General features: G+C 38.4%; 21 protein-coding genes. 6 read left to right on the plus strand and 15 right to left on the minus strand.

Translation table 11 applies throughout. The features are described from left to right. Nucleotides 1-100 precede the first annotated feature (100 nt). The gene (locus tag LC455_RS09815; RefSeq protein ID WP_223590295.1) at nt 101-1081 is read left to right on the plus strand and encodes a stage II sporulation protein M; all 981 of its coding nucleotides are present in this window, start codon (nt 101-103) and stop codon (nt 1079-1081) included. On the opposite strand, the gene LC455_RS09820 is transcribed toward LC455_RS09815, so the two are convergent. Genes LC455_RS09820 through LC455_RS09840 form a run of 5 tightly spaced genes read right to left on the minus strand, consistent with a single transcriptional unit; the run spans nt 1059 to nt 6017 of the window. Continuing rightward, the gene (locus LC455_RS09820; protein ID WP_223590297.1) at nt 1059-2417 is read right to left on the minus strand and encodes a DUF58 domain-containing protein; all 1359 of its coding nucleotides are present in this window, start codon (nt 2415-2417) and stop codon (nt 1059-1061) included. The two genes, LC455_RS09815 and LC455_RS09820, sit on opposite strands and share 23 nt — an antisense overlap. Then, on the minus strand, nt 2368-3297 hold the full coding sequence (locus LC455_RS09825) for an AAA family ATPase (protein WP_223590299.1): 930 nt from the start codon (nt 3295-3297) through the stop codon (nt 2368-2370). The genes LC455_RS09820 and LC455_RS09825 overlap by 50 nt, the downstream gene beginning before the upstream one ends. Further along, the gene (locus LC455_RS09830; RefSeq protein ID WP_223590301.1) at nt 3294-4421 is read right to left on the minus strand and encodes a DUF4350 domain-containing protein; all 1128 of its coding nucleotides are present in this window, start codon (nt 4419-4421) and stop codon (nt 3294-3296) included. The genes LC455_RS09825 and LC455_RS09830 overlap by 4 nt, the downstream gene beginning before the upstream one ends. Further along, a complete protein-coding gene (locus tag LC455_RS09835) occupies nt 4418-5074 on the minus strand; it encodes a DUF4129 domain-containing protein (protein WP_223590304.1) in 657 nt (218 codons plus the stop codon). The genes LC455_RS09830 and LC455_RS09835 overlap by 4 nt, the downstream gene beginning before the upstream one ends. A gap of 28 nt (nt 5075-5102) precedes the next feature. Then, the gene (locus LC455_RS09840) at nt 5103-6017 is read right to left on the minus strand and encodes a hypothetical protein (RefSeq protein ID WP_223590306.1); all 915 of its coding nucleotides are present in this window, start codon (nt 6015-6017) and stop codon (nt 5103-5105) included. A 218-nt stretch (nt 6018-6235) separates the two neighbouring features. On the opposite strand from LC455_RS09840, the gene LC455_RS09845 reads away from it, so the two are divergent. Continuing rightward, nucleotides 6236-7096, plus strand: a complete 861-nt coding sequence (locus LC455_RS09845; RefSeq protein WP_263297740.1) for a TetR/AcrR family transcriptional regulator — start codon at nt 6236-6238, stop codon at nt 7094-7096. A 111-nt stretch (nt 7097-7207) separates the two neighbouring features. After that, nucleotides 7208-8812: an MDR family MFS transporter gene (locus tag LC455_RS09850; RefSeq protein WP_223590310.1), complete on the plus strand. Its 1605-nt coding sequence runs from the start codon at nt 7208-7210 to the stop codon at nt 8810-8812. A 49-nt stretch (nt 8813-8861) separates the two neighbouring features. Here the strand turns inward: LC455_RS09850 and LC455_RS09855 are convergent, their stop codons facing one another. Both LC455_RS09855 and LC455_RS09860 read right to left on the minus strand, forming a co-directional pair. Then, nucleotides 8862-9527, minus strand: a complete 666-nt coding sequence (locus LC455_RS09855) for a response regulator transcription factor (protein WP_223590313.1) — start codon at nt 9525-9527, stop codon at nt 8862-8864. Next, complete coding sequence (locus LC455_RS09860) at nt 9514-11676, minus strand: sensor histidine kinase (protein ID WP_223590316.1); 2163 nt, start codon at nt 11674-11676, stop codon at nt 9514-9516. The genes LC455_RS09855 and LC455_RS09860 overlap by 14 nt, the downstream gene beginning before the upstream one ends. 189 nt (nt 11677-11865) lie before the next feature. Here LC455_RS09860 and LC455_RS09865 point away from each other — a divergent pair, with 189 nt between their 5' ends. After that, nucleotides 11866-12561, plus strand: a complete 696-nt coding sequence (locus LC455_RS09865; RefSeq protein ID WP_223590318.1) for a hypothetical protein — start codon at nt 11866-11868, stop codon at nt 12559-12561. 40 nt (nt 12562-12601) lie between these two features. On the opposite strand, the gene pepF is transcribed toward LC455_RS09865, so the two are convergent. Together pepF and trhO are read right to left on the minus strand one after the other, a co-directional pair. Beyond that, complete coding sequence (gene pepF, locus LC455_RS09870) at nt 12602-14389, minus strand: oligoendopeptidase F (RefSeq protein ID WP_223590320.1); 1788 nt, start codon at nt 14387-14389, stop codon at nt 12602-12604. Between the two features lie 108 nt (nt 14390-14497). After that, on the minus strand, nt 14498-15457 hold the full coding sequence (gene trhO / locus LC455_RS09875; protein WP_223590323.1) for an oxygen-dependent tRNA uridine(34) hydroxylase TrhO: 960 nt from the start codon (nt 15455-15457) through the stop codon (nt 14498-14500). A gap of 182 nt (nt 15458-15639) precedes the next feature. Between trhO and LC455_RS31905 the strand changes: the two genes are divergently transcribed. Then, nucleotides 15640-16179 carry a CBO0543 family protein gene (locus LC455_RS31905; RefSeq protein ID WP_369075754.1) on the plus strand — a complete coding sequence of 180 codons (540 nt, stop codon included), beginning with the start codon at nt 15640-15642 and terminating at the stop codon, nt 16177-16179. 90 nt (nt 16180-16269) lie between these two features. Next, complete coding sequence (locus LC455_RS09880; RefSeq protein WP_223590916.1) at nt 16270-17442, plus strand: glycosyl hydrolase family 18 protein; 1173 nt, start codon at nt 16270-16272, stop codon at nt 17440-17442. A 28-nt stretch (nt 17443-17470) separates the two neighbouring features. Here the strand turns inward: LC455_RS09880 and LC455_RS09885 are convergent, their stop codons facing one another. The 6 genes from LC455_RS09885 to LC455_RS09910 all read right to left on the minus strand — a co-directional run bounded on the left by LC455_RS09885 (nt 17471) and on the right by LC455_RS09910 (nt 22140). Then, a complete protein-coding gene (locus LC455_RS09885) occupies nt 17471-17881 on the minus strand; it encodes an acyl-CoA thioesterase (RefSeq protein ID WP_223590325.1) in 411 nt (136 codons plus the stop codon). 1 nt (nt 17882) lies between these two features. Beyond that, a complete protein-coding gene (locus LC455_RS09890; protein ID WP_223590327.1) occupies nt 17883-19043 on the minus strand; it encodes an iron-containing alcohol dehydrogenase in 1161 nt (386 codons plus the stop codon). Nucleotides 19044-19149: 106 nt separating this feature from the next. After that, nucleotides 19150-19953, minus strand: a complete 804-nt coding sequence (locus LC455_RS09895) for an arylamine N-acetyltransferase (protein ID WP_223590330.1) — start codon at nt 19951-19953, stop codon at nt 19150-19152. Nucleotides 19954-19966: 13 nt separating this feature from the next. Continuing rightward, complete coding sequence (locus LC455_RS09900; protein WP_223590333.1) at nt 19967-20422, minus strand: DUF2269 family protein; 456 nt, start codon at nt 20420-20422, stop codon at nt 19967-19969. An 82-nt stretch (nt 20423-20504) separates the two neighbouring features. Next, nucleotides 20505-21665 (minus strand): response regulator transcription factor, encoded by a 1161-nt coding sequence (locus LC455_RS09905; protein WP_223590336.1) that lies wholly within the window; start codon nt 21663-21665, stop codon nt 20505-20507. Then, nucleotides 21655-22140, minus strand: coding sequence for a hypothetical protein (locus LC455_RS09910; protein WP_223590339.1), 486 nt, complete (start codon nt 22138-22140; stop codon nt 21655-21657). The genes LC455_RS09905 and LC455_RS09910 overlap by 11 nt, the downstream gene beginning before the upstream one ends. Nucleotides 22141-22272 lie beyond the last annotated feature (132 nt).

Genomic DNA, 22272 nt, shown 5'->3' on the forward strand with positions numbered 1-22272 from the left:
AAACAAGGATGATTTTTTCTATTTCTGTTCCTATTTTTCTACAAAATTAACTATAATTAGGAATAGTAATCCAAGCCTGACTAAACAAGAAGGTGTCGAAATGAATCTAAAGCAATTTATTAAAATGCATCGAGAAGATTGGAAACAGCTTGAACAGCTGATTTCAACTTTAAGTAAAAGCAGAAAGTCCATTACCGGTGATAATATTACGCAATTTAATCGGCTTTACCAAAAAGCTGCCCAGAATTTATCGTACAGCCAGACCTACTTCCCGAATGATGAAGTAACGCAATATTTAAACGGACTTGTAGCTAAATCCCATAATCTTCTATACAAGGATCAAGTTTCAAGCTTTAAACAAATTCGTTATTTTTTCGGAACCAAATTTATCGGCCTGTTTTTAGAACAATGGAAATTCGTTGTTGTTGCTATGTTTCTATTTACCATCGGTGCTTTGGGGAGCTTTATTTCGGTCTATAATGATCCCCTCCATATTTATTCTCTAATTCCTGCTAATATCGCTCAAGGAGTTGACCCTGAACAAATAGGCAGTGATCGCGGTGCAGTCAATTCCTCCCTGATGTCGGCAAGTATCATGACGAATAACATCAAAGTCGCGATCTTAGCTTTTGCAGGGGGTATTACATTTGGGCTACTAACTGTTTATTTACTTGTTTACAATGGCATCCTTATTGGAGCACTTGCTGCCCTATTCTGGCACCATGACAAATCCTATGATTTTTGGGCCTTTATTGTACCCCATGGCATGATCGAGCTTACTGCTATTTTTATTGCCGGGGGCGCAGGGTTATTAATGGGGTACAAGCTCTTTGTCCCAGGGCAGCTTTCAAGAGGTTACCAATTAAAGAATCAAGCCAAGCGTTCGGTTCAGCTTCTGTTAGGAACAATTCCGCTATTTGTTATTGCAGGAGTGATTGAAGGTTTTATCACACCCGCCGCAATTTCACTAGAAGCAAAATACCTGGTCGCGTTCTTAACTGTTGTTGGCTTAATCCTTTATGTCGTCATTGGTAAGCTAAGACTTACGAAAACTAAAACTATAAAAGGTTTTGATTCATAATGTCAATATAATGGGAAACGGCCGTTACTGCTAATTTTTCTTCTTTGGCCTCGATCATTTGGAGGCCTTGTTTTTCCCATTTATTTTTCTCTTTTTTCTTAATCAGATTTTGCTGCTGAGCAATACTTTTTAGCATCGCTGTCTGTACATCGATTGGCTCCTCATTTATTCTTTGTTGTAATGACCGATCCTCAATTCCGATCATTAAAAACAGATGTCGTTGTCTCAGCTTCTTTAAATAGATAAGGGCACTTTCTTCATGGAGAAAAGTGCGAACATCACTAAATAACAGGAGCAAACTTCGTTTCTTTTGGACCATTTCTAAATATTGAAGGACTGCAGCAAAATTGGATTCTGCAGCATCTACTTTCAAGTTGTAAATGGCTTGCAGGATTGTCTGAAGATGAGCCATCCCTTTTGCAGGCGGGACATAAACTTTTATTTCTTTTGAAAATGCCAGCACAGACACATAATCACCCTTTTGAAGGGCGGCCGCTGTACAGGTCATTGCCGCCTCAAGAGTTCTTTCTAAGCGGTTTCCCTTCTTCAATTCTGCCCCCATCATTCTTCCGCAATCAATTAAGATCGTGATGTACTTGCCATGCTCCGGTTCATACTCATTTGTCATGACTTCATGCAGTTTCGCCGTTTGGCGCCAGTTAATTTTTCGCGGATCATCCCCGACCACATAGCTTCTTATTTTTGAAAAATCCCCAGCACCGCTTCGCATTCTGCGAATCTTTAACCCTTGATGAAGCAAAAATTGCTGGGCATTTTCTAAATATTGCTTTGTCTCAGTTAAATCAGGAATAACCTTTATCGAATCGGCTAAATCCACAGTTACTTGCTTTTCCCATAATCCTAATAGACTGCGATAACGAAAATAAAGCTTTTGAATCTCATATTTACCTCTTTCCTTTGCCATCGTTTCATAGAGAATCGTTGAGGCAGATTCCTTAGGGATTGAACCAGCAAGCGGAAATCCCTGTTCAAATGACTGTGGGAGTCCATCTATCAGGCGATAGGAAAAAGGATGTACTGATTCATTTCTTACATTAATTTTGAAAGAATAGTTAATCCCTCTTTCCACTTCTTGTGAAAGGGAACGACTAAAGAAAAGCTGATTTTTTCTAGGTGAAAATAAAAGATCGGCTAGACTTACCAAAAAAATAAATCCATTTACGTAAAAAACATATCCCCATGAAACACCCCAAACAGATCCAATCGTTAAGAAAAGAGAAAGTATCAAAAATAGGAGCAATAATCGTTTGGTCGGCAATATCCCTCTATCTTGGAACAGGAACCGATCCCACAAGCTCTTCAATGATTTGGTCAACGGTTGCTCCCTCCAATTCCACATGCGGGGATAATTGAATCCGGTGTCTTAGGGCCGGTTTGGCCGTCATTTTCACATCATCTGGTGTTACGAAATTTCTCCCATTAAGGAAGGCCCAGGCTTGAGCCGCTTTTCCAATCGATATACCTGCTCTTGTACTTGCCCCAAAGCGAATCGATTCTGATTCTCTGGTTCTCCGGACAATTTGCATGATATAATCGATCACATTTTCACTTACCGTTACTTTCTCAATCTCTCTTCTAATTGAAACAAAAGTATCCATATCCAGAACGTTAGTGATTAAAGTTTCATCAAAGCTTTTTTCAATGACTTGTTTTAGTACATCCTTCTCTTCTTCAAACGAAGGGAAGTCGATATGTAGTTTAAACAGAAAGCGATCCTGCTGTGCTTCTGGGAGCGGATACGTTCCTTCAAATTCAATTGGATTTTGTGTGGCTACGACAAAAAATACTTCCGGCAGTTGATAGGTTTCACCTTGGATTGTTACTTGCTTTTCCTCCATCGCCTCCAATAGAGCTGCCTGGGTTTTTGCAGGAGTCCGGTTAATTTCATCCGCCAATAGAATATTTGTAAAAATAGGACCCTTTATGGTTTGAAACGTACTATCCTTCATATTGTATATCGTGCTTCCTGTGATATCACTAGGAAGTAAATCAGGGGTGAATTGGATTCGGGTAAAGCTGCCTCCAAGCAAACCTGCCAAAGTCCGAACCATTTGTGTTTTGCCAGTTCCAGGGACACCCTCAAGCAATACATGTCCTCCTGCTAATATCGCAGATAAAAGGAGCTTTAGATTTAAACTTTGTCCCAATATCCGCTCCTCATATTTATTTAAAAAGGATGTTAATTCCGTTTTCATCCTGCCTCAACCTCTTTCCTCAATTGATCTAGCTTCTTTGACCAAAGCAAGTATTCCTGCTTACTGATTCTTTCTTTTTCTAAAACTTGGGCCAATCCATTGATAAATGGCAGAATTTCACTAGTCGGTATTCGCTGCCACTTTCGCTCCAAATAATTAGGCAGATCCTGCCATTGACGGCTGTAAGGAATCCCCCATCGTTCTTGGAGAAGGAGTTTTACATAGTCTGCTTGAATGAATATAGAATCATGATAGCGCCTGCCCTTAAGATACCAGGCTGATAAAGCACGAATTCCTTCATCACTAAAGCGGACTGTTTCCTCCCTTGGCATGAAAATCGGGCCAAACCGCTTTCCATTCAACCATATCCAAAGAATGATTACTATCGCTCCCTGAAGGAAAATAAGCAACAACCATTTAGGAAAGGCTGACAAAAACCCTGTGTCATTCCATTGGCCATGAATGTACTCATCTAACAAAATCGCGTTTGAATTTCCTTCCTTTATTAATAGAAGGATTTGAGACAAATTATCTAACTTTAAGATATTTTGGTTTGTCATCCACTCAGGTGTTACCGCAACAATTAATTGTCCCTTGCCAAGGGTCCGTTTTAACGCAATTGGACCTAAATGATCATGAAGAAGAATTTTGTCTTGATCACTGGTTTTCAGGCGATGACTACTATTCACTAATGATTTTACAACTCTATTTTCACTATCAAATATAGTGTTAGGAGCAGCATCCTTATTGGATACGGTTTTAACGTCAAACATCCCTTTTGGATTGTCCTTAAATAACAAAATCGTGTTTCCATCCTCCATAAAAGAGACGTATTTTTGCATTTCTCCTTTAGTAAACTGAATAGACGGCTCGATCATAATAAGAAGTTTATTCTTTACTGTATGGGGCAGCATTTCCGGAGGCTTCCCCCAAATGGCAACATCCGTTTCTTTATTTAAGTATGTATAAATAGCCTTTACACCGGTGGGAGAGGGAGAATCCGTCACATATCTTGGAAAGGACTGTGGCTTAGGTGAAAAGGTGAAGTAACTTAAAAGGATAAAAAGCATTAAAACCGAAATAAGCCAAAGCCAAGTATTCCTGCTGGAATATTTATTTTTCAATGGGTCTCCTCCCTCCCTGCTTCTTGATGCTCTTCTTCAAACAGCCAATTTCTAACGCCATTTTTAAATGGAAGGAACGCCTCTTTTTCGATCTTTTGTTCGCCATAAGTAACCTCATCGAAAAAAGATGCAAGATTATAAAATTGATCAGCGCTTTCCCTATTGACTTTCCGAAGTTCATCATAATAATCCCAATTCGTTTTCCACATTCTTGCCTCAAGCCAACCCTTTTCATGGAAGTAAAGCAATAAAGCTAAGAATAAATGGCGGGTTGCTAGTGTGTAATCTGCTAATGTTTCTTGCCGCTTTGCTTCTTGTAAGTGCTGCTGAAACGACCAATTTATTTCCTGTAGTGATTTGAGCGGTTTTTGCTCCCGATGCAGTTGGTTTCTCCTGCTATTACGGATAAGGAAAAAAGCAACAACCGCTAAACCTATTATTACGATAACAATGATGGCAATTAGGATTGGGCCAGATAATCGACTGGCAGATTCGATAGAAGGAAACAAGTTTTCAAGCTTGTTGCTTATCCATTCTTTCGCCCGTTCCCACAATGTTTCCAGAAAGCCCTTTGTTTGATTGTTGTAGACCTGATATTCCTTCTTATTTAAAATATCTTTTAATGCATCTCGTGCCTTGTTAGCATCCAGCAAAACCATCACCTAACTTTAAATCGGTTATTTATTTCAAATAATAGTCTTCAATCATTTCTTTAAGATCATCAGCATCATGTCGAGTTTTTAAATCCAGATACATAACTGCATATCCGACAGTGAAAAACATAGTCGTAATGATCGTTATAAGGTTACTAATAATCGATAACAACACACTATTACCTAAAGAGAGTCCTAAACTTGCTTGTACTGCAAAACTTATACTAGAGATGATCAAGTAAAATACAATATAGAGCCCGAATAATGGCCAAGTTCGTTTCTTGGTTAGCCTCCAGCTTCTGGAAAGGCCTGGCGATTGGCGATCAAGTATGACCGAAGCAAAATAAAAGCTCCAGCGGGTTATAAGTAATCCAATTACCAATGCAAAAGCAAAAAACAGCAATACCCCTGTAAGAATTCCAACTATCGGATGTCCTATCGCCGAAACGCCGAAACCTGCCCCTGCAATGATAGCCACAGGGATCAGGATTATTCCAAATGTGATTAGGCCAAATAACAGCGAACTGCCCAGCATTGGCCAAAATCTTGAAAAAGCTTCTTTTATCACTAACCCTGATGAAAATTCTTCATTGTTCCTTATGTGATTAACCGCAAAAAGCACTGCTGCTTCCGCTACGGGAAACAGAAGGAAACTTACAATTGCTATCACAATTACTCCTATATCTGCACTTATACTGCTGCTTTCGAAAGTTCCTGACTCTTCAAAGCTTGAAAGCATTTGTTCAAACCAATCACTTCCCGTCCCAACCTGTCTAAAAAAGCTGGTCCCCGACATAAGCTGAAGTATGGCTTGAATTAAATAAACGGGTCCCATTAATATAAGTAAAATCAGGAAAAACTCCTTAAAATGTTTTTTACATAAATTAAAGGTGTGATCCAGAATTTCACCAAATCCTTTTGGTTTCGTAAATTTCGAATCCAAATCAAATTCCCCCTACCTAATAGAAATATATTTAAGGTTTATTTTATCAGTATTCTGCCAGATAAGTGTAAAAAGTTAATAAAATATGGAAAATTCCGGTGTTTTTGAGTAGATGCACTTTCTTTATGCTTGTTGACAAATGGGATCAATTCGAATAGCATTTTGACTATAGAATAAGAAATTCTGACCGGACAGTCATTTTTTTTGGAGGGTTTGTTTTGCGGGAAAAGGAAAAAATTATTATTGAGGCAGGGATGAAGTTATTTGCCAGCAAAGGCTTTTCTTCAACCTCCATTCAAGAAATTGCAACAGAAAGCGGCATCTCTAAAGGGGCATTTTATTTACATTTTAAATCAAAAGATGAATTATTACTTGCTATTTTGGAGTATATATTTGAAACGGTTCATTCTAGTATCTCCATTTATGAACAACAAAATTTGCCGCCAAGGGATAAATTTATCAAACAATTATCATCTCTCTTTGGTACTTTTTTAGGGCATAAAGAGTTTTTAATCATGCTTTCAAAAGAACAAGCCATTCCAAGAAATGAAAAAATAAAAAATCTAATGTTTGAAAAACACCATGAAAATCACCTTCTTTTTCGTAAAGGATTAGTATCTATTTATGGAAAAGAAATCGAACCATATTCTGTTGATCTTGCCATGATTCTCGAAGGTCTGTTTCATGCCTATATGAGATTAATGTTTTTTGAACCGGATGATTTTGATTTTGAAGGACTAACGCAATATCTCCTTCGACGTTTAGATAGTATTGTTAAAGAAATTACCTCTGAAAAACCATTTTTAACAGAAGATAAACTTAAAAAGGTATTGATAAAATCAAAAAATCTTTTTGATCATGTAGATATTCCTCGTATCCTGCAAAAGATGAGGGAAGAATTAAGTCAATTAGAGAATAAAGAAGCGGTAGAAATATCCCTGGATGTGCTCGAAGAGGAAATTAAGAAAGAAAGTCCACGTATTCCAGTGATTAAAGGAATGTTATCAAACTTAAAAGATGTTAAAGAATTTAAAGATTATGTAAGTTCCATTTCGTCATTTTATAGTATTGAGGATTAGTTTAATCCTTCTTTTTTAATTTTTATTGACTGACTGGACATTCAGGTTGTATAATGACTCAGCGGTCAAGAATTACTAAATCAAATAAACGCATGGATAGGAGAAATAAATATGGGAATACAAGAAAAGGGGATTAATACCCGATTAGTCATAACCGGATTAATAATTGGTATGTTCTTTAGTGCCCTTGAGCAAACAATTGTCGGTACTGCTATGCCAACGATCATTGCTGAGTTAAATGGCTTCAAAATTTTTGCATGGGTAACAACTGCCTACATGATTACATCTACAACGATTGTACCCATTGTCGGTAAACTATCAGACCTTTATGGCAGACGATCACTCTATTTACTCGGAACCATCATCTTTATCATTGGTTCGGGTCTATGTGCTACCGCAACCAACATGGAACAATTAGTCCTTTATCGTGGACTTCAGGGAATTGGCGGCGGAATGATTATGCCTCTTTCACAAACAATTATCGGTGATATCTTTACGGCTGAACAACGAGCGAAGTGGCAAGGAATCTTTGGCGGTCTCTTTGGATTAAGCTCCGTTATTGGCCCGTTCCTTGGCGGACTGATTGTCGATCATATTAGCTGGCATTGGATTTTCCTTATTAATGTGCCTTTCGGCTTATTATCTGCGTTATTAATCTTTGCCGGATTGAAAAATGAAAATGCTGCAGCGAAAAAAGAAAAAGTAAACATTGATTATCTAGGGATTATTACCCTGATACCGGCAATTGTCTTGTTATTACTTGGATTAACCTTTGGCGGCGATAAATTTGCCTGGACATCTGCAAAATCCTTCCTAATTTTCGGAGGAGCGATTGTACTATTTATAATTTTTGGTTTTATTGAGAAAAAAGCAGTTGAACCTATTCTAGATTTATCCTTCTTTAAAAATCGTATTTTTGCCACAATGAATGGATTAGGATTTTTATTAGGACTTGGCATGTTTGGGGCGATTATGTTCGTACCAATGTATATGCAGGGAATTTTAGGGGTTTCACCTACTCAGGCAGGCTCTACGATGACTCCGATGATGATTGCTATGATTGCAGCAAGTATTATTGGCGGTCAATTATTACTAAGGTTTAGCTTCCGTTCGGTATTAACAGCGGGTATGCTGCTCGCCGGTCTTGGATTTTATTTGATGAGCACTATGGGATTAGATTCTAATGAGTTTACTGCGTATGCTTATATGGTCGTTCTTGGATTGGGTATGGGATTAGTGATGCCTACATTAATGATTGCAATTCAAAACGAATTTCCGAAATCACAGTTAGGAACAGTAACATCTGCATCGACCTTTTTCCGTTCCATTGGCGGTACGATTGGAATTACGATTTTAAACTCAGTCATGAACCATTCTCTTGAAACCAAAATGGCCGATGTAGCAAAAAGCACTGACAACCCTGTCGCCCATGGAGCGTTACAAACTCTTTCTGATAAAACAGATGCCTTGTTCGGTCTTTTAATCAATCCAGGTTTATTAAAATTACCTGGTGATATACAAAAAATTGTCATTCACGGCATTGAAACAGCATGGTCTGAATCCTTTACGACAGTCTTTTTAACCGGTCTAATTTTTATTGCAATTGGTGTATTGGTTGCCTTATCGGTCGGAAAAGGCCGTATTAAAAAGGACAATGAACTTAACCAGGAAAAGGGACAACAAGAAAAATCCTTTGGACGCGAAGCAACTGAATAGGATTAATAGGAAAACTCGGCAATTCTTTGAATTGCCGAGTTTTTTTGTTTTATTCCTCTGATATTTCATCACCTGCTAATCGCGATTCCCTTACAAGCAGGATAGCTTCCTCTCGGTCCGCCACCTGCAATTTGTTAAGAATATTTGTCACGTAATTGGATACCGTTTTTCCACTAATCTGAAGCTTTGAAGCTATCTTAGAATTGGCTGTTCCATCCGCCATTAAATATAGGACTTCACGTTCTCTTTCAGTAAGATCAGGAAAGGCCTCTCTGGGAGCAGCCGGACGTGCCATGGAAAAATATTCAATCATCCTAGAGGCGATGCCCGGACTAAAAATGGCCCCGCCATTTCCTACGGCTCGAATGGCATTCAACAGCTCATCCTTTTCGGCATCCTTCAATACATATCCTTTTGCACCTGCCCTCATCGCCGCAAAAACGGAATGGTCATCCTGGAACATGGTTAATATTAAAATCTGCGTGGATGGCCTTATTTTCATTATCTCTCTTGTAGCATCAATTCCATTACATCCAGGCATGCGCAGGTCCATCAAGACCACATCTGGTTCCAAACTTAGGACAAGCTGTATGGCATCTTCCCCAGATGTAGCCTCCCCAACAATCTCTAGTTCAGATGTGGTTAAAAATAGTGTTTTCACCCCGTGGCGAAATAACGGATGATCGTCCGCTATTAATACCTTAAGCTTTTTCATCGCTCTCCCCCAAAACCCTTTGGTTTACCGGCAGAAATACAAAGATGATCGTTCCACCGGTAGGTGCATGTTCAATATGAAACTTCCCGCCTAATTCCACAGCCCTTTCCCTCATGGATCCAATACCAATCCCGCCTTTATGACTGCTCTTTATTTTTGTCGGAATCCCTTTACCGTCATCCTCTATCATGAGCTGTAATCCTTGTTCATTTCGATCAAGGAAAGAAATAGTTATCGTACAATTGTTTGCCCTAGAATGTCGCAATACATTTACGATTGCTTCCGTTGCAATGCGATAAGCAGCAACTTCAACAGCGGCGGGTAAGTCAGGCAGCTTCCCAGGCGCATTCAATTGAAAGGATAATTGATTTGGTTGATTCCGATTTTGGTTATCCTGGTTTGGCAGGGACAGTTCCTTGATTCGTTCATGTATAGCTCCAATCAAGCCCATTTCATCCAATGTTGGCGGCCTTAAATCGTAAACTAAGCCGCGAATTTCTGAAACCGTCAGTCGAATAGTTGTTTTTAATTCTTCAAGAATTGTACGTGTTGCAAGCGGATTTCGCTCGACTAAATCTTCTGCAGCCGCAGCCGTTAAAGCGAGTGCGGCCAGCCTTGGAGCGAGGTCATCATGTAAATTGCTTCGCAGCTTTCTTCTCTCTTCTTCTCTCGCCAGCACAAGGTTTTCCCTTGATTCCTGTAAATCCGCTGCTAAAAGCTTTAAATCTAAAGAAGCCTTAGCGCTCTGAACAACGACACTTGCTTGACGAACTAGCATATCTAAAAGTTTTTGGTCTGATATGGTGAATCCTTCCCCTTTCGATCGCGGTGCTAGTTTTAGTACAGCAATCTCTTTTCCTTGAAATAACAAATTATAAGCCAAAGGATCGTCTATAGAATCTAAATCCCCTGCTATGATTTCTTCTCTGCCATTTTGATTCAAAATGAGGGATGCAGATGGCAGCCTCATTGAATCTTTGATCGTCCGGACGACCAATTGTAATACTGCTTCAGGCGAAATAGGGTTTTCCAATTCCTTTGCCAGCCGATTTAACACAGTATATGGGTCATCATTTTCCCCATACATCCTCCGGTTAATAAACCGCTGAACTCTTTCTTTAATCGGTGCAAATAAAACCGCCGCAATTCCAGTCGCGATTACCGAACTAAATAAATGATTTTCGGTTTGAAATAGTAATCCTGAGTACCACACAGCCAGCACATAAAAAGTTATCGTACATGCGGTCATAATGCCGTAAACGAGTGTCCGATTAACAATGAAATCAATGTCCCATAATCGATGCTTCATCATTGCGATTAAAATCGCAATCGGAATTAGAATCATACTCGCATGAACACCGATTTCTACATAATACAATTGAAATGGGTCTTTAGAAATTGATTGTTGATTTGGAACGAAGATCGCTGTAACGCTAAATAAACTAATTAGGGCTAATACCACTCCAAATACGACCCATTTTGCCTGCTGTTTCTCTAGAGGGGTCATCACAAATTTGTAACGGTATATCTGAACAAACACAAGGCTACCAATCCAGACAATAAACCAAATCCCGAATAACCAATTGGATACGACTTGTAAATTAACAAATGAATCAGGAAAAATCATTCCAGGAACTCGAAGAAGGATAATAGCAAAACAGAGATATTCAGACCATTTTGGAGCAAATCGACCGTTTGGAAAAAGAAAAAAGAAAAGGATGAATGCTGCCATACCACTGGCTTCTATGGTTTGAACAAGATATAGGAGTATCGGATGCACAAGCTTTATTGCTCCCATTATGGGAGTAAAGGTTCCTCCTAGTGATATGAGCATAAAACTTCCCAATAAACCAATTGGCTCAGATGATTTTTTTACTAAAAGAATGAAGCCCGCTATCATATAGACGGATCCAAAAACAGTGTAAATACTTACATAAGCAAATGAATATTCAGATGGTGTGAACCCATGATTCTTCAGCCAGACAGCACCAGGAGGCGGGTTATAAAAGCCATCACAAATGCTGGAGATACAGTTTGCTTTAATATATTCATAGTAAATTGGAATGCTGACAATCAACAATATCACGATAAGGACACTTATCACAATTATCGTCCATCGAATAAGAGCGAACCTGTGGGAAGATATCATTAAAAACTCTCCTATTAATCAATCTGATGATAGGGAAATTGTACCAACCTTTCGATTATTCTGTAAATAACATTTTGTTTTCCCGATGGAATTCCCTGCTTTTAGGAAAAAGAGCCTCTACCTTTCGGGAAGTATTGGGATGGTATGATTCAGGTGTAAGATAAAACAATTACACAGGGGGAACAAATAATGAGTATTCCGAAAGGCTTTCTAAAGTTCAGTGGTATCATGTTATTATTAGGAGGAATTATGGGGTTTACTGGGCAATTGATCCATCTTGGAGATGTTCCTGAATCTGTTCAGGACATACCGGAATTTTTGAAAGGTGCTGTTAATATCCATGTTCTATTGGCCTATGCCTCTACGTTTATTTTGATGGGATTACCGGCTATATTCTTACGACAAGCTTCCAGCTTAAAATGGTGGGGCTGGCTATCCTTACCGCTGCTGTTTATCGGATTGATGCTTGAAATTTTTCATGGTCCTGTTCAAATTATCGCTTATCCAATCATCTTTGATTTTGTTCATACGGCAGCGGATCTTCAGCATGTAAGCGACCTCCTAAATAATATGGCGATTGATCGCTTTCCATTGCAGCTCGCCGTATTCATCCCAATTATTCCGGGAATTTTCCTAGGTCTTTTATTATTAGGCATTTCTGCCTTGCGAGCAAAGGTATTCCCAAAAGCACCTGCAATCTTTCTTTTTGTTGTATTCGCCATTCAAATCCTTAGCTTTGTTGTTCCGGTTCACATCCATCTATTAGAAATTTCATTTGCTTATATCCATCTTATTTTCGTCTGGTTCGGTGCGCTTTTGACTTTTGAAAAAGCGAACAAATCGGTCAGTCAGAATAACAATGATGTGGTGATGATAAAGAACTAATGCACAAACCCGCAGAATAATCCTGCGGGTTAGTTTTTGTTTATAGTTTTGAAAATTCTTCTACTAATTCGCTAAATTTTTTAAGAGAATTCTCGATTGGGAGTGGTGTCGTAAGGTCTACCCCTGTCTTTTTCAATAATTCAAGCGGATAATCGGAGCTGCCGCTCTTTAAGAAATCTAAATAAGAATGGAGCGTTTTTTGGTCTCCTTCAAGGATTTTTGTGGCAAGATGTATGGCTGAGGCAAAGCCTGTCGCATATTTGTAAACATAAAATGGCCGATAAAAATGCGGAATTCTAGACCAGCCATATTTTACTTCATCATCAAAAACGATCTCTTCTCCATTATATTCCCTAAACAAAGCCTCATAGGTTTGATTAAACACTTCAACATTTAATGGACGGCCGTTTTCCGCCATTTCATGCGTCTTTTTCTCAAATTCAGCAAACATAACCTGGGTAAAAAAGGTTCCCTTATATTGATCAATAAAATGATTAACCAGGTGTTTACGGATATTTGCATCCTTCTCAGTATTGAGCAAATAATTAATTAGTAAAACCTCATTTACGGTCGAAGCTACCTCCGCCACAAAAATACTATAGCCTGCGGTGATTTGCGGCTGGTGCTGAGAGCTTAGCTTGCTATGGACACCATGACCGCATTCATGGACCAAAGTAAATAAACTGTCTAAATCATCTTGATGATTAAGGAGTATATATGGATGAACACCGTATACGCCAAGATTATACGCTCCGGAGCGTTTACCCGGTGTTTCTCTGACGTCGATGTATCTAGCATCCTTAAATTCGTTTAAGATACTCAAGTAATCATCGCCAAGTGGTGCTAATGCTTTACACATTGTTTCGTAGGCCTCTTCATACGGGATAACCTGTTTTACACCGCTGATGAGGGGGACACTCATATCATATTGCCGAAGTTCCTCCAAACCTAACTTTTCCTTTCGGATTTGATTATAGCGATGAAGTGGTGCGATATTGTTTTTTGTTGTCTGGATGAGATTTTCATAGACCTCTCTCGGGACTTTATCGCCAAATAGTCCTTTTTCCAATGCAGAAGGATATTGGCGAATTTTCGATAAGGTCACATTATTCTTAATAGCTGCAGAAAGAGTTGCGGCGATGGAATTTTTTAATTGTACATAAGGTTGGTAATAGGCCTTATAGGCCTCCCTCCGTTTATCACGGTCCTCATCCTCGATTAATTTTGAATATAAGCCCCTTGTCAATTCAATCTTCTCACCGCTTTCAACGGTCACTTCGCCAAATTTGATATCTGCATTATTTATCATGCCATAAGTATGACTTGGAACTGAAAGCGCTTCACCCAATTGGGATAAGACTTCCTCCTGCTCCTTAATTAACACATGTGCTTTATAGCGGAACGATTCTAATAAATCCTCTTCAAAGTATTTTAGCCCCTCTTCTTCTTTTATATAAGTTTTTAAGGTTTCTTCTTCTAAGCTTAATAGGAAAGGCATGAAAAAGGATGTTGATGCACTAACCTTTACACTCAATTGTTTTGCTCGATCTAACAGGACTTGAGAATTGGTTTCCCTCGTATCTACGTCAACATTTAACATCGCATAGGCATAGACCTTATTAAATACAAACGATAGTTCTTCACTTTGCTTCAAATACAGATATAAGGATTTCGCATCGGTTATTTTACCATCAAAGCCCTTTAGATCCGTCGCCATTTGTTCAATGAGCTTTAGGTCCTCTTCCCATTTGGAATGGTCTACATATATATCAGATAAATTCCATTTTTCATGAATGGGCACTTCTGTTCTTGTAGTATATGTTATCATTTCAAGGCTCCTTTACCATTAAGATACCATAATTATATATTAAGTTAATTCATTACATGATTTATAATACGAAAAAGCAGACCAAAATTTTTGATCTGCTCTTTTCTCTTATATTGTTATTTCTTCTCCAATAGCCTTCAATCTTTTTGATACTTCTTCTTCGCTTAAACCATGTTGTGCAACATAGCGGTTTCTAGGGTGTACCCTGCATTCGTGGGAACAGCTGCGTAAATGTTTATGTTCACTTTCCTCTGAGCAAAGGATTTTTCGATTACATTCTGGATTTGCACAATTAACATACCGTTCACATGGCTCGCCTGTATAGAAATCTTTACCTACAACAACATGCTCTTTGCGGTTAACGGGAACACTGATTCGCTCATCAAAAACATAAAGCTGGCCATCCCATAATTCCCCCTGTACCTCTGGGTCTTTTCCATATGTGACGATACCGCCTTCTAATTGTGAAACATCTTCAAAGCCTTCCTGTCGAAGCCAGCCAGAGAATTTTTCACAACGAATACCACCCGTACAATAGGTAAGAATCTTTTTGCCTTCAAACTCTTGTTTATTTTCTCTAATCCATTGCGGTAAATCACGGAAGTTGAGAATATCCGGCCTTACTGCACCTCTAAAATGACCTAAATCAAACTCATAATCATTTCGTGCATCAATGACAACTGTATCTTCCCTTTGCATCGCTTCGAAAAATTCCCTCGGTTTTAAATGCTTGCCTGTAAGAACATGCGGATCCACATCATCCTCTAGCCGGAGAGTAACTAGCTCTGGTCTATGTCGAACACGTAATTTTTTAAAAGCATGCTCAGTAGCTTCATCTATTTTAAAAACAGTACCGGAAAAAAGCGGATGCTCATCCATCCATTTGATATAGTCATCCGTTTGTTTAATGGTGCCTGAAACCGTTCCATTAATTCCTTCCGATGCAATGATGATCCGACCTAATAAACCTAAATCCTGGCACACTTGACGGTGTTCATTAACCGTTTCCTCCGGATTCTCGATTTGTACGTATTTATAATATAATAACACTCTATATTCTTGATTCATATTTACCACCTTACATTTAAAAAACTTATTAAAAATCTAACAATCAATTTTAACAAGGTTTAACTTAATTTTCAACCAAACTGCCCCAAAGTGGATTGTGAAAAGAAACCTTCATATTTTCTATTTAATTGTAAACTCTATCTATAGAAAAGGCGAAAATGGCTGTTTCAATGGGGGAAGTTATGTTATACACATTTGCATCTTATTTAAGACTGAGTATTCCCTTTTTATATCTCCTTGCTGCCTGGCAATTTGGAGATTGGAAAAATAGGAGAAAATATTATCCAACTATACTTTTTTTGATATGTGTGGACTTCGGTATGTCCATTTTCACCTATAAATATCCATTATGGACCTTTCAAAAATCATTAATGATTCCCAATCATACCATTTCGGACTATTTAATTACCTTTTTTGGACTATCTCCTCTGGTCTTTATTTTTCTTTCAAATTACCCTTTTAAATCAAGTATGATTTGGCAAATTGTGTATGGTGCATGTTGGGTCATTTTTTCCGCTGCCATGGAAAGCTTTTTTTATACAGCCGGACTTATAACATACCATCATGGTTGGAATCTTTTGTGGTCCATTTTAGTTTGGGTTTTCATGTTCTTTGGCATACGAGTTCATTTCAGCAAACCTCTTTGGGCCTGGCTTCTTTGCTTCGCATGCGTTTTTTTTATTAAACTATACTTTCATATCCCAATCAACAATATGAAGTAATCCTAAACAGGTCGATATTACCAACTCATTCTTCCCATTTTTCTGTTACAATTTTTAAGGTAAGTGAAAAATAGGGAGGAATCCATATTGATGAAAAAACGTAATCTCCTCCTTGGACTGGTAATTGCATTTACCTTTATTGGAGGAATTTTTACTGGAATATTCTTCACTGGAGATAAGTCACAGTCAGACCAATCTAATAAGATTAAAATAGATAAAGCACCAACGTCTTCCATAAAACCAATGGAAAAAGCACTGCCACAAGTGGATAAAACACAATCAAAAGTATTAATCGGATATGTTCAGGATTACCGTGATCCAAATATAGTTGATTACTCCAAACTTACGCACGTGATCTTTTCTTTCGCCCATCCCACAAAGGACGGCGGAATTTTGCTTAATGGAGATACTCCATTAAAAAACTTACGTACGATGGTAACAAAAGCAAAAAAACACAATACAAAGGTTATGATTGCAGTCGGCGGATGGTTTCACATGAATGGCGGAGAATCCTATCCGTATTTTAAAGCTGCCATCTCTAATCCTGTATCTAGAACAAACCTAGTTAATGAGCTTACTAGTTTTGCAGACAGGGAGAATCTAGATGGAATTGATATTGATTTTGAGCATCCCCATTCAACAGCTGATGCTCAAAATTTAGCCGCTTTCGCCAAGGAGTTAAGCGAAAAGCTTCACCCCAAAAAGAAAGAATTGTCGATTGCCGTTTATGCTAAGATACATGCTATCACCTTGAAGGAAACAGGGTTTGTCAAATATGAGCCGTACATGTTCCAATATGTTGACCATGTCAATATCATGGCCTATGACGGACAATGGGATGATGGTTACCATGCTGAGAATTTATCTCCTTACCCATATGCAGAAAAGATTGTCGAGTATTGGGCAAACTATTTCGATCAGCAAAAATTATCAAAAGAAAAACTAGTGTTAGGCGTTCCCTTATATGCACAACCTGTAGATCCAAAAATCAAGCAGGTTTCCTATTCAGTCATTGTCAATCAAAATCCAGCTAATGCTGCCAACGACACAGTAAAAATGAATGGAACCACCTATTATTACAACGGCGATGTCACGATGAAAAAGAAAACCAAACTCGCCATTGACCATGGTTTCGGTGGGATGATGCTTTGGGAAGCAGGATTAGATGCCCAAGGTCCGAAAAGTTTAACTGGATCGATTTATACCGCAATTAAGGATTCAAGCAAAGAACCTGTCAAATATTACACAGTGAAGAAAAATTAAAAGGCTGTCATAGGGCAGCCTTTTTTTACTATTCCATAATAACCGATGGATTATATAAATGCTTCTCTAATTCCGTTCTAATATTTTCTGGAATAGGCTCCGATTTTTGCTTTTGGACATTAAAGTTTACATAAAGGGCAGTTCCTTTTGCACATACCCTTTTATTTTGGTGAATTTCTTCATATAGCTCTAAGCTCGAATTGCCAATCTTCTGCACCCACGTTTTAACCTCTACATTTTCACCAAAAAAAATCTGGCTGACATATTCAACATTCATTTTAAGTATAATCATTCTCCAATTTTTAAATGAATGATCAGGAGTAAATAATTTAAAAAGGTGATTACGCCCTGCTTCGAACCAAACTGGTACCGTTGTATTATTAATGTGACCCACTCCATCGGTTTCAGAAACTCTTGGCTCAATAGTAGTTATATACATGTTAAATCCCTGCCTTCATACCCTTAAATGCTTGCAGGTAAATTTGGAAAATATCCTCTTCTTCCAGAGTCCTCGGGCTTCGCGCAAGCAGTCTTGTTTGCTTAACAGCATCCTCTGTTAACATATCAAGTTTTGATTCTGGAATTCCATATTCCTTTAATGTTGAAGGTAAACCAACATCCTCTACTAATTTATAAAAAATCCGCAAACATTCTTCAGGTGTTCGTTCAGCCTCTTGTTTCGTTAAAATATTGCAGACAATATTCATCTTTTTCGAGCAGCTTGGCGCAATATAATTCATGACATATGGAAGTAATACGGCATTGGATTCTCCATGTGGTAATTTAAATTGGCTTCCTAACGGATAGGCCAGAGCATGGACACCAGCAACCCCTGCATTGAAAAAGGCTAACCCGGCTAAATAGCTGCCATAGCTCATCGCTGTTCTTGCTTCGATATCTTCTCCGTTTTCAACGGCTATTTGCAATGAACCGCTAATCAGTTCAACAGCCTTCAAGGCTAAGGAATCCGTTGCCTCATTGGCATTTACTGAAAGGTACGCTTCAACGGCGTGGGTCAAAGCATCAATGCCAGTTGCTGCAGTTATTCGTGCGGGAACAGAAATGGTTAGTTGAGGATCGACGATGGCGAGATTGGCGAGTAAAAAATCATGGGTGACCACATCCTTTGTCCCCTTGATCGATAAGACCGCAATATCGGTTACTTCACTACCTGTTCCTGACGTTGTTGGTATCAGTATTTTGGGGATACCCTTATGTACTAAGGATTTTGTTCCAGTCAAATTTAAATAATCCACAACCGTTCCTTCATTTTGCGAAATAACGGCAGCAAGCTTCGCTAGATCTAGGGCGCTTCCCCCTCCTATTCCAATCACACAATCAAATTCTCCCTCCCTGGAATACTCCACTAATTTTTCTGCACAATTTAAAGATGGCTCAGGTTCTACTTCTGTATATACATTAACAACAAACTCTTCATTTAAGTGGGACAGATATTGATCAACGAGACCAATTTTAGCCAGTGTTCGATCTGTTACAATAAGAATTTTACTAACATTCCAATTTCGGAGTTCTGGTAATAGTTTTTCGATCGAACCTAAACCAATATGTGATCGCATCGGGAACCTTAATGTAGAAAACATTTTTTAACCTCCTTAGCAGTCTATTATTTGTATATTTCTACAACCCATTGATTATCCCTGCTTTTTGTTTTGATGACATAAAAAAATCCATCTGTTACCAAATGGATTAAAATAGGCAAACACCTCGGTTATTTAAAAAGTCCAATGAAATTTCGAGGTCTTGTTTCATAAGATTAAAGGTTGATTCCATCATTTGCAGCCATTCGTTTTTATCCTCATAATCTTTAATAAGAATGTCCTTATCGGATTTAATGATCAATTTTGAGTTCATCACCGTATAGCTTACCCGCTTTTTAAAAATGGTGGCCACTATCCGTCTCATAAAGGGATTTCCATCCTCATCCCGGTGGGAATGGATAATATCTTCTTTAAAACTCTCAAGTTCCACTGGGAACCATTCTATTGTTTTCTTTACAAAACTTTGCCCGCCGGTTCTTCTATCAATCATATACCCATTACTGCTAGTTTGCTTAATGATAATCTCTTCCCCACACCGAACTAGATATGGTTCTTTTTCAATAAGCAATGGCTCAAATAATGGTGCCATATAACCGACGTCAGTATAATACGATTTACCTTCGATGGTAACCATTAAGGCGAGATGATTGTTCCCGCCTTTTGCACGAACATATTTGGCGTCAAATCCCAGAGAACGCAGCAGTAGACAAAAGTGAATATTGAGAATATAACAATTCCCGCCCCAGCCTTTTCTCAACAGGTTTTCCAAGTACTCTTCCTTAGTTGGAATTAAATCTTCTAGACCTCTATTCGAAAAATAATAATACTTGCTGCAAATTTCAAAAGGTACACGGTGGAGGTGAGTTTCCACCAAATGCTGCAAAAATTGATAACTCGGCTTTTTTTCATCCACCCCAAGGGAAGATAAATATTGTTTCGTCCAATTCTCCATTTATTTACTCCTCCTAAACAGGTTTAACAACCATAAGGGCAATGATGAATAAAACAAGGACGCATGAAGTGATATGGTAATTTCGAACCTTTGCCAGCAATCCTAAAGTTTGTTCGTTCGTTTCTGTTTCACCCTGGTCTGTTAATTGATTTAATGTCGATGATAGTTTTTTAGCTGCAGGAGTAAGAAATCCGATGATTACCACTTCTGCTAAAATAAAAAGAATCAAAGCTGCTGCAATCCAAAGAGTAAAAAAAGTTCCATAATTACCAAGCCATACTAACAAGAGTCCAGTCAATAATGTAAGCATCCCAAATATTTTGGGAAGGATCTCTAATCTGGTAACCAATTCTGCCATCCTTTTTAACTCCACCAGCGATTTTTCTGTTTTGAGTATCATCGGGAACGCATAAGCAGGACCAAGTCCAACTACCGCTGATACAACATGCAACAATACAAGCCATTCCATAAAAAAACACCACCTATTCATAAGTCTTAACCTTATGATAAGGGGTGTCAGGAATGAAAAATATCGGTTGAAATACGTAATTTTAATGAGAAGCGTCCATTAATCCATTCTCAATCACATAACTTGCTAAGGCAGCACGTGAATTAATCTCCAGTTTTTGATAGATCCGTTCTAAATGGGTAGTAACCGTCCTTTTACTCAAGAAAAGTACCTTTGCAACTTCTTCATTTGATAAACCCCTGGCAACTTGAATGGCGACCTGTAATTCTCGTGGACTCAAATTGGTTTTGACAGCACCCGTACGTTTAGCACCTGCTAGTCTAAGCCTTTCCATCTCTTGCTCGATGGAATGTTGGCGTTTCTTTGCATCATTTTCGGCAGGCAGTCTTTCAATAAGCTTTGATAGATACCTTGAAGCAACTTGCAAAAATTCATCATTAAACAAGCTAAACTTTAATGCATCGTCGTTTTGACTGCAGATAATAGCCATAATTTTTTCATTATCCGCTTTAATTGGGATAGCAATATAATGGTGGTTTAACTTCCGAAAGTCCTCATGCGAGAAGATTCCATTTTCGTTCTGCTGGTGTAGGATTGTCGTTAAGGCGTATTGATATTGGGAGCGGATATTGATAATACGGATAGGTTTTTCCTGCTCTAATGACAACTTTGCTACTCGCTTAAGTATCAGTGCTTCTGATTCCTCCCCAAATCCTTTTAGTGTTGCGAGCTCTAATGACTGCTCGAAATCTTCAACAATCCAAACAGCAGATATATCCCAGCCAAATTTCCTTTCTAGTTGTTCCAAGATAGGATGATATAAATCAGTCTTTGATAATAAATGACTGTTTTCCTCCTCGCATATACGAGCGGACAAAACACGAAAAATCTCCGCATAATGGACAGTTATCGGCATTTCTGTCTCAAGCATCATCGAAAGGATTTCATATTGCTTTTGCATTTCTGAAAAAATATCAGCATCACGACTGGGTCCAATATATTCCACATCCAGTTCCCACGTTGAGAATGTTGCCGTATCCATTGTTCTAATAAAGGCACGGCTATTTTCTCTTAGATTGTGGATGCTTTTTTTCAGCATGTGATTTGCAACTGCAACATGATTACTGTCAACGAACCAAACTCGTGAGATATTTGTAATATTGGGGATACCCTGCCTATTGCTAGTAATCAAGGTTGCTGGAACAACTCCCATTAAAGCAGGATGCATTTCTTCAGGAATCATATTTGCTCTCTCCTTCCTGGTACTTACTACCGGCATAGGGACCAGGGGTTTGGATGAATATTTCCTCTATTTTGTACGTAACGAGATCACAAAGTGCTGCTGAAAGTGGATATTTCGCATACATTTTTGGAAACAGCTTAAGGCTTCCATTCCGGTAACGGGATAATATGTCGAAATCTTCGTCACTGGTTGGATTCTGTAACTCTTTAAACTGTCCTTTTATTTGATAGGATTCATTTGAAAATCCATCTGTAAATAAGCAGGCAACGGCCCCATTTCCTGATTTTAAATAGGAGCGTAGCTTCTCTGTTTGTGATTTGAGTATGTAAATGCCAAGTTTATTTTTATCCCTATATGTTTTTACCCCAAACCCTCGTACTGAATAGGGCATGCCATTCGAATTCGATACTGCAAGATGGATATAAAGAGGTTCTGTATTTGTTAAAAAATGGACAACAATATCATCTAGAATCATCGTGCCCTCCGATTATAATAGTTTGATATATTAAAAGCCTTCATATTATTAGACCGCATTATCCTTAAAATGGCAATAAGCAGTTTAAGTCACCGATTTGTCATAATTTTGACATTTGTCGAATAATTTTCC

Source organism: Neobacillus bataviensis (assembly GCF_019969725.1).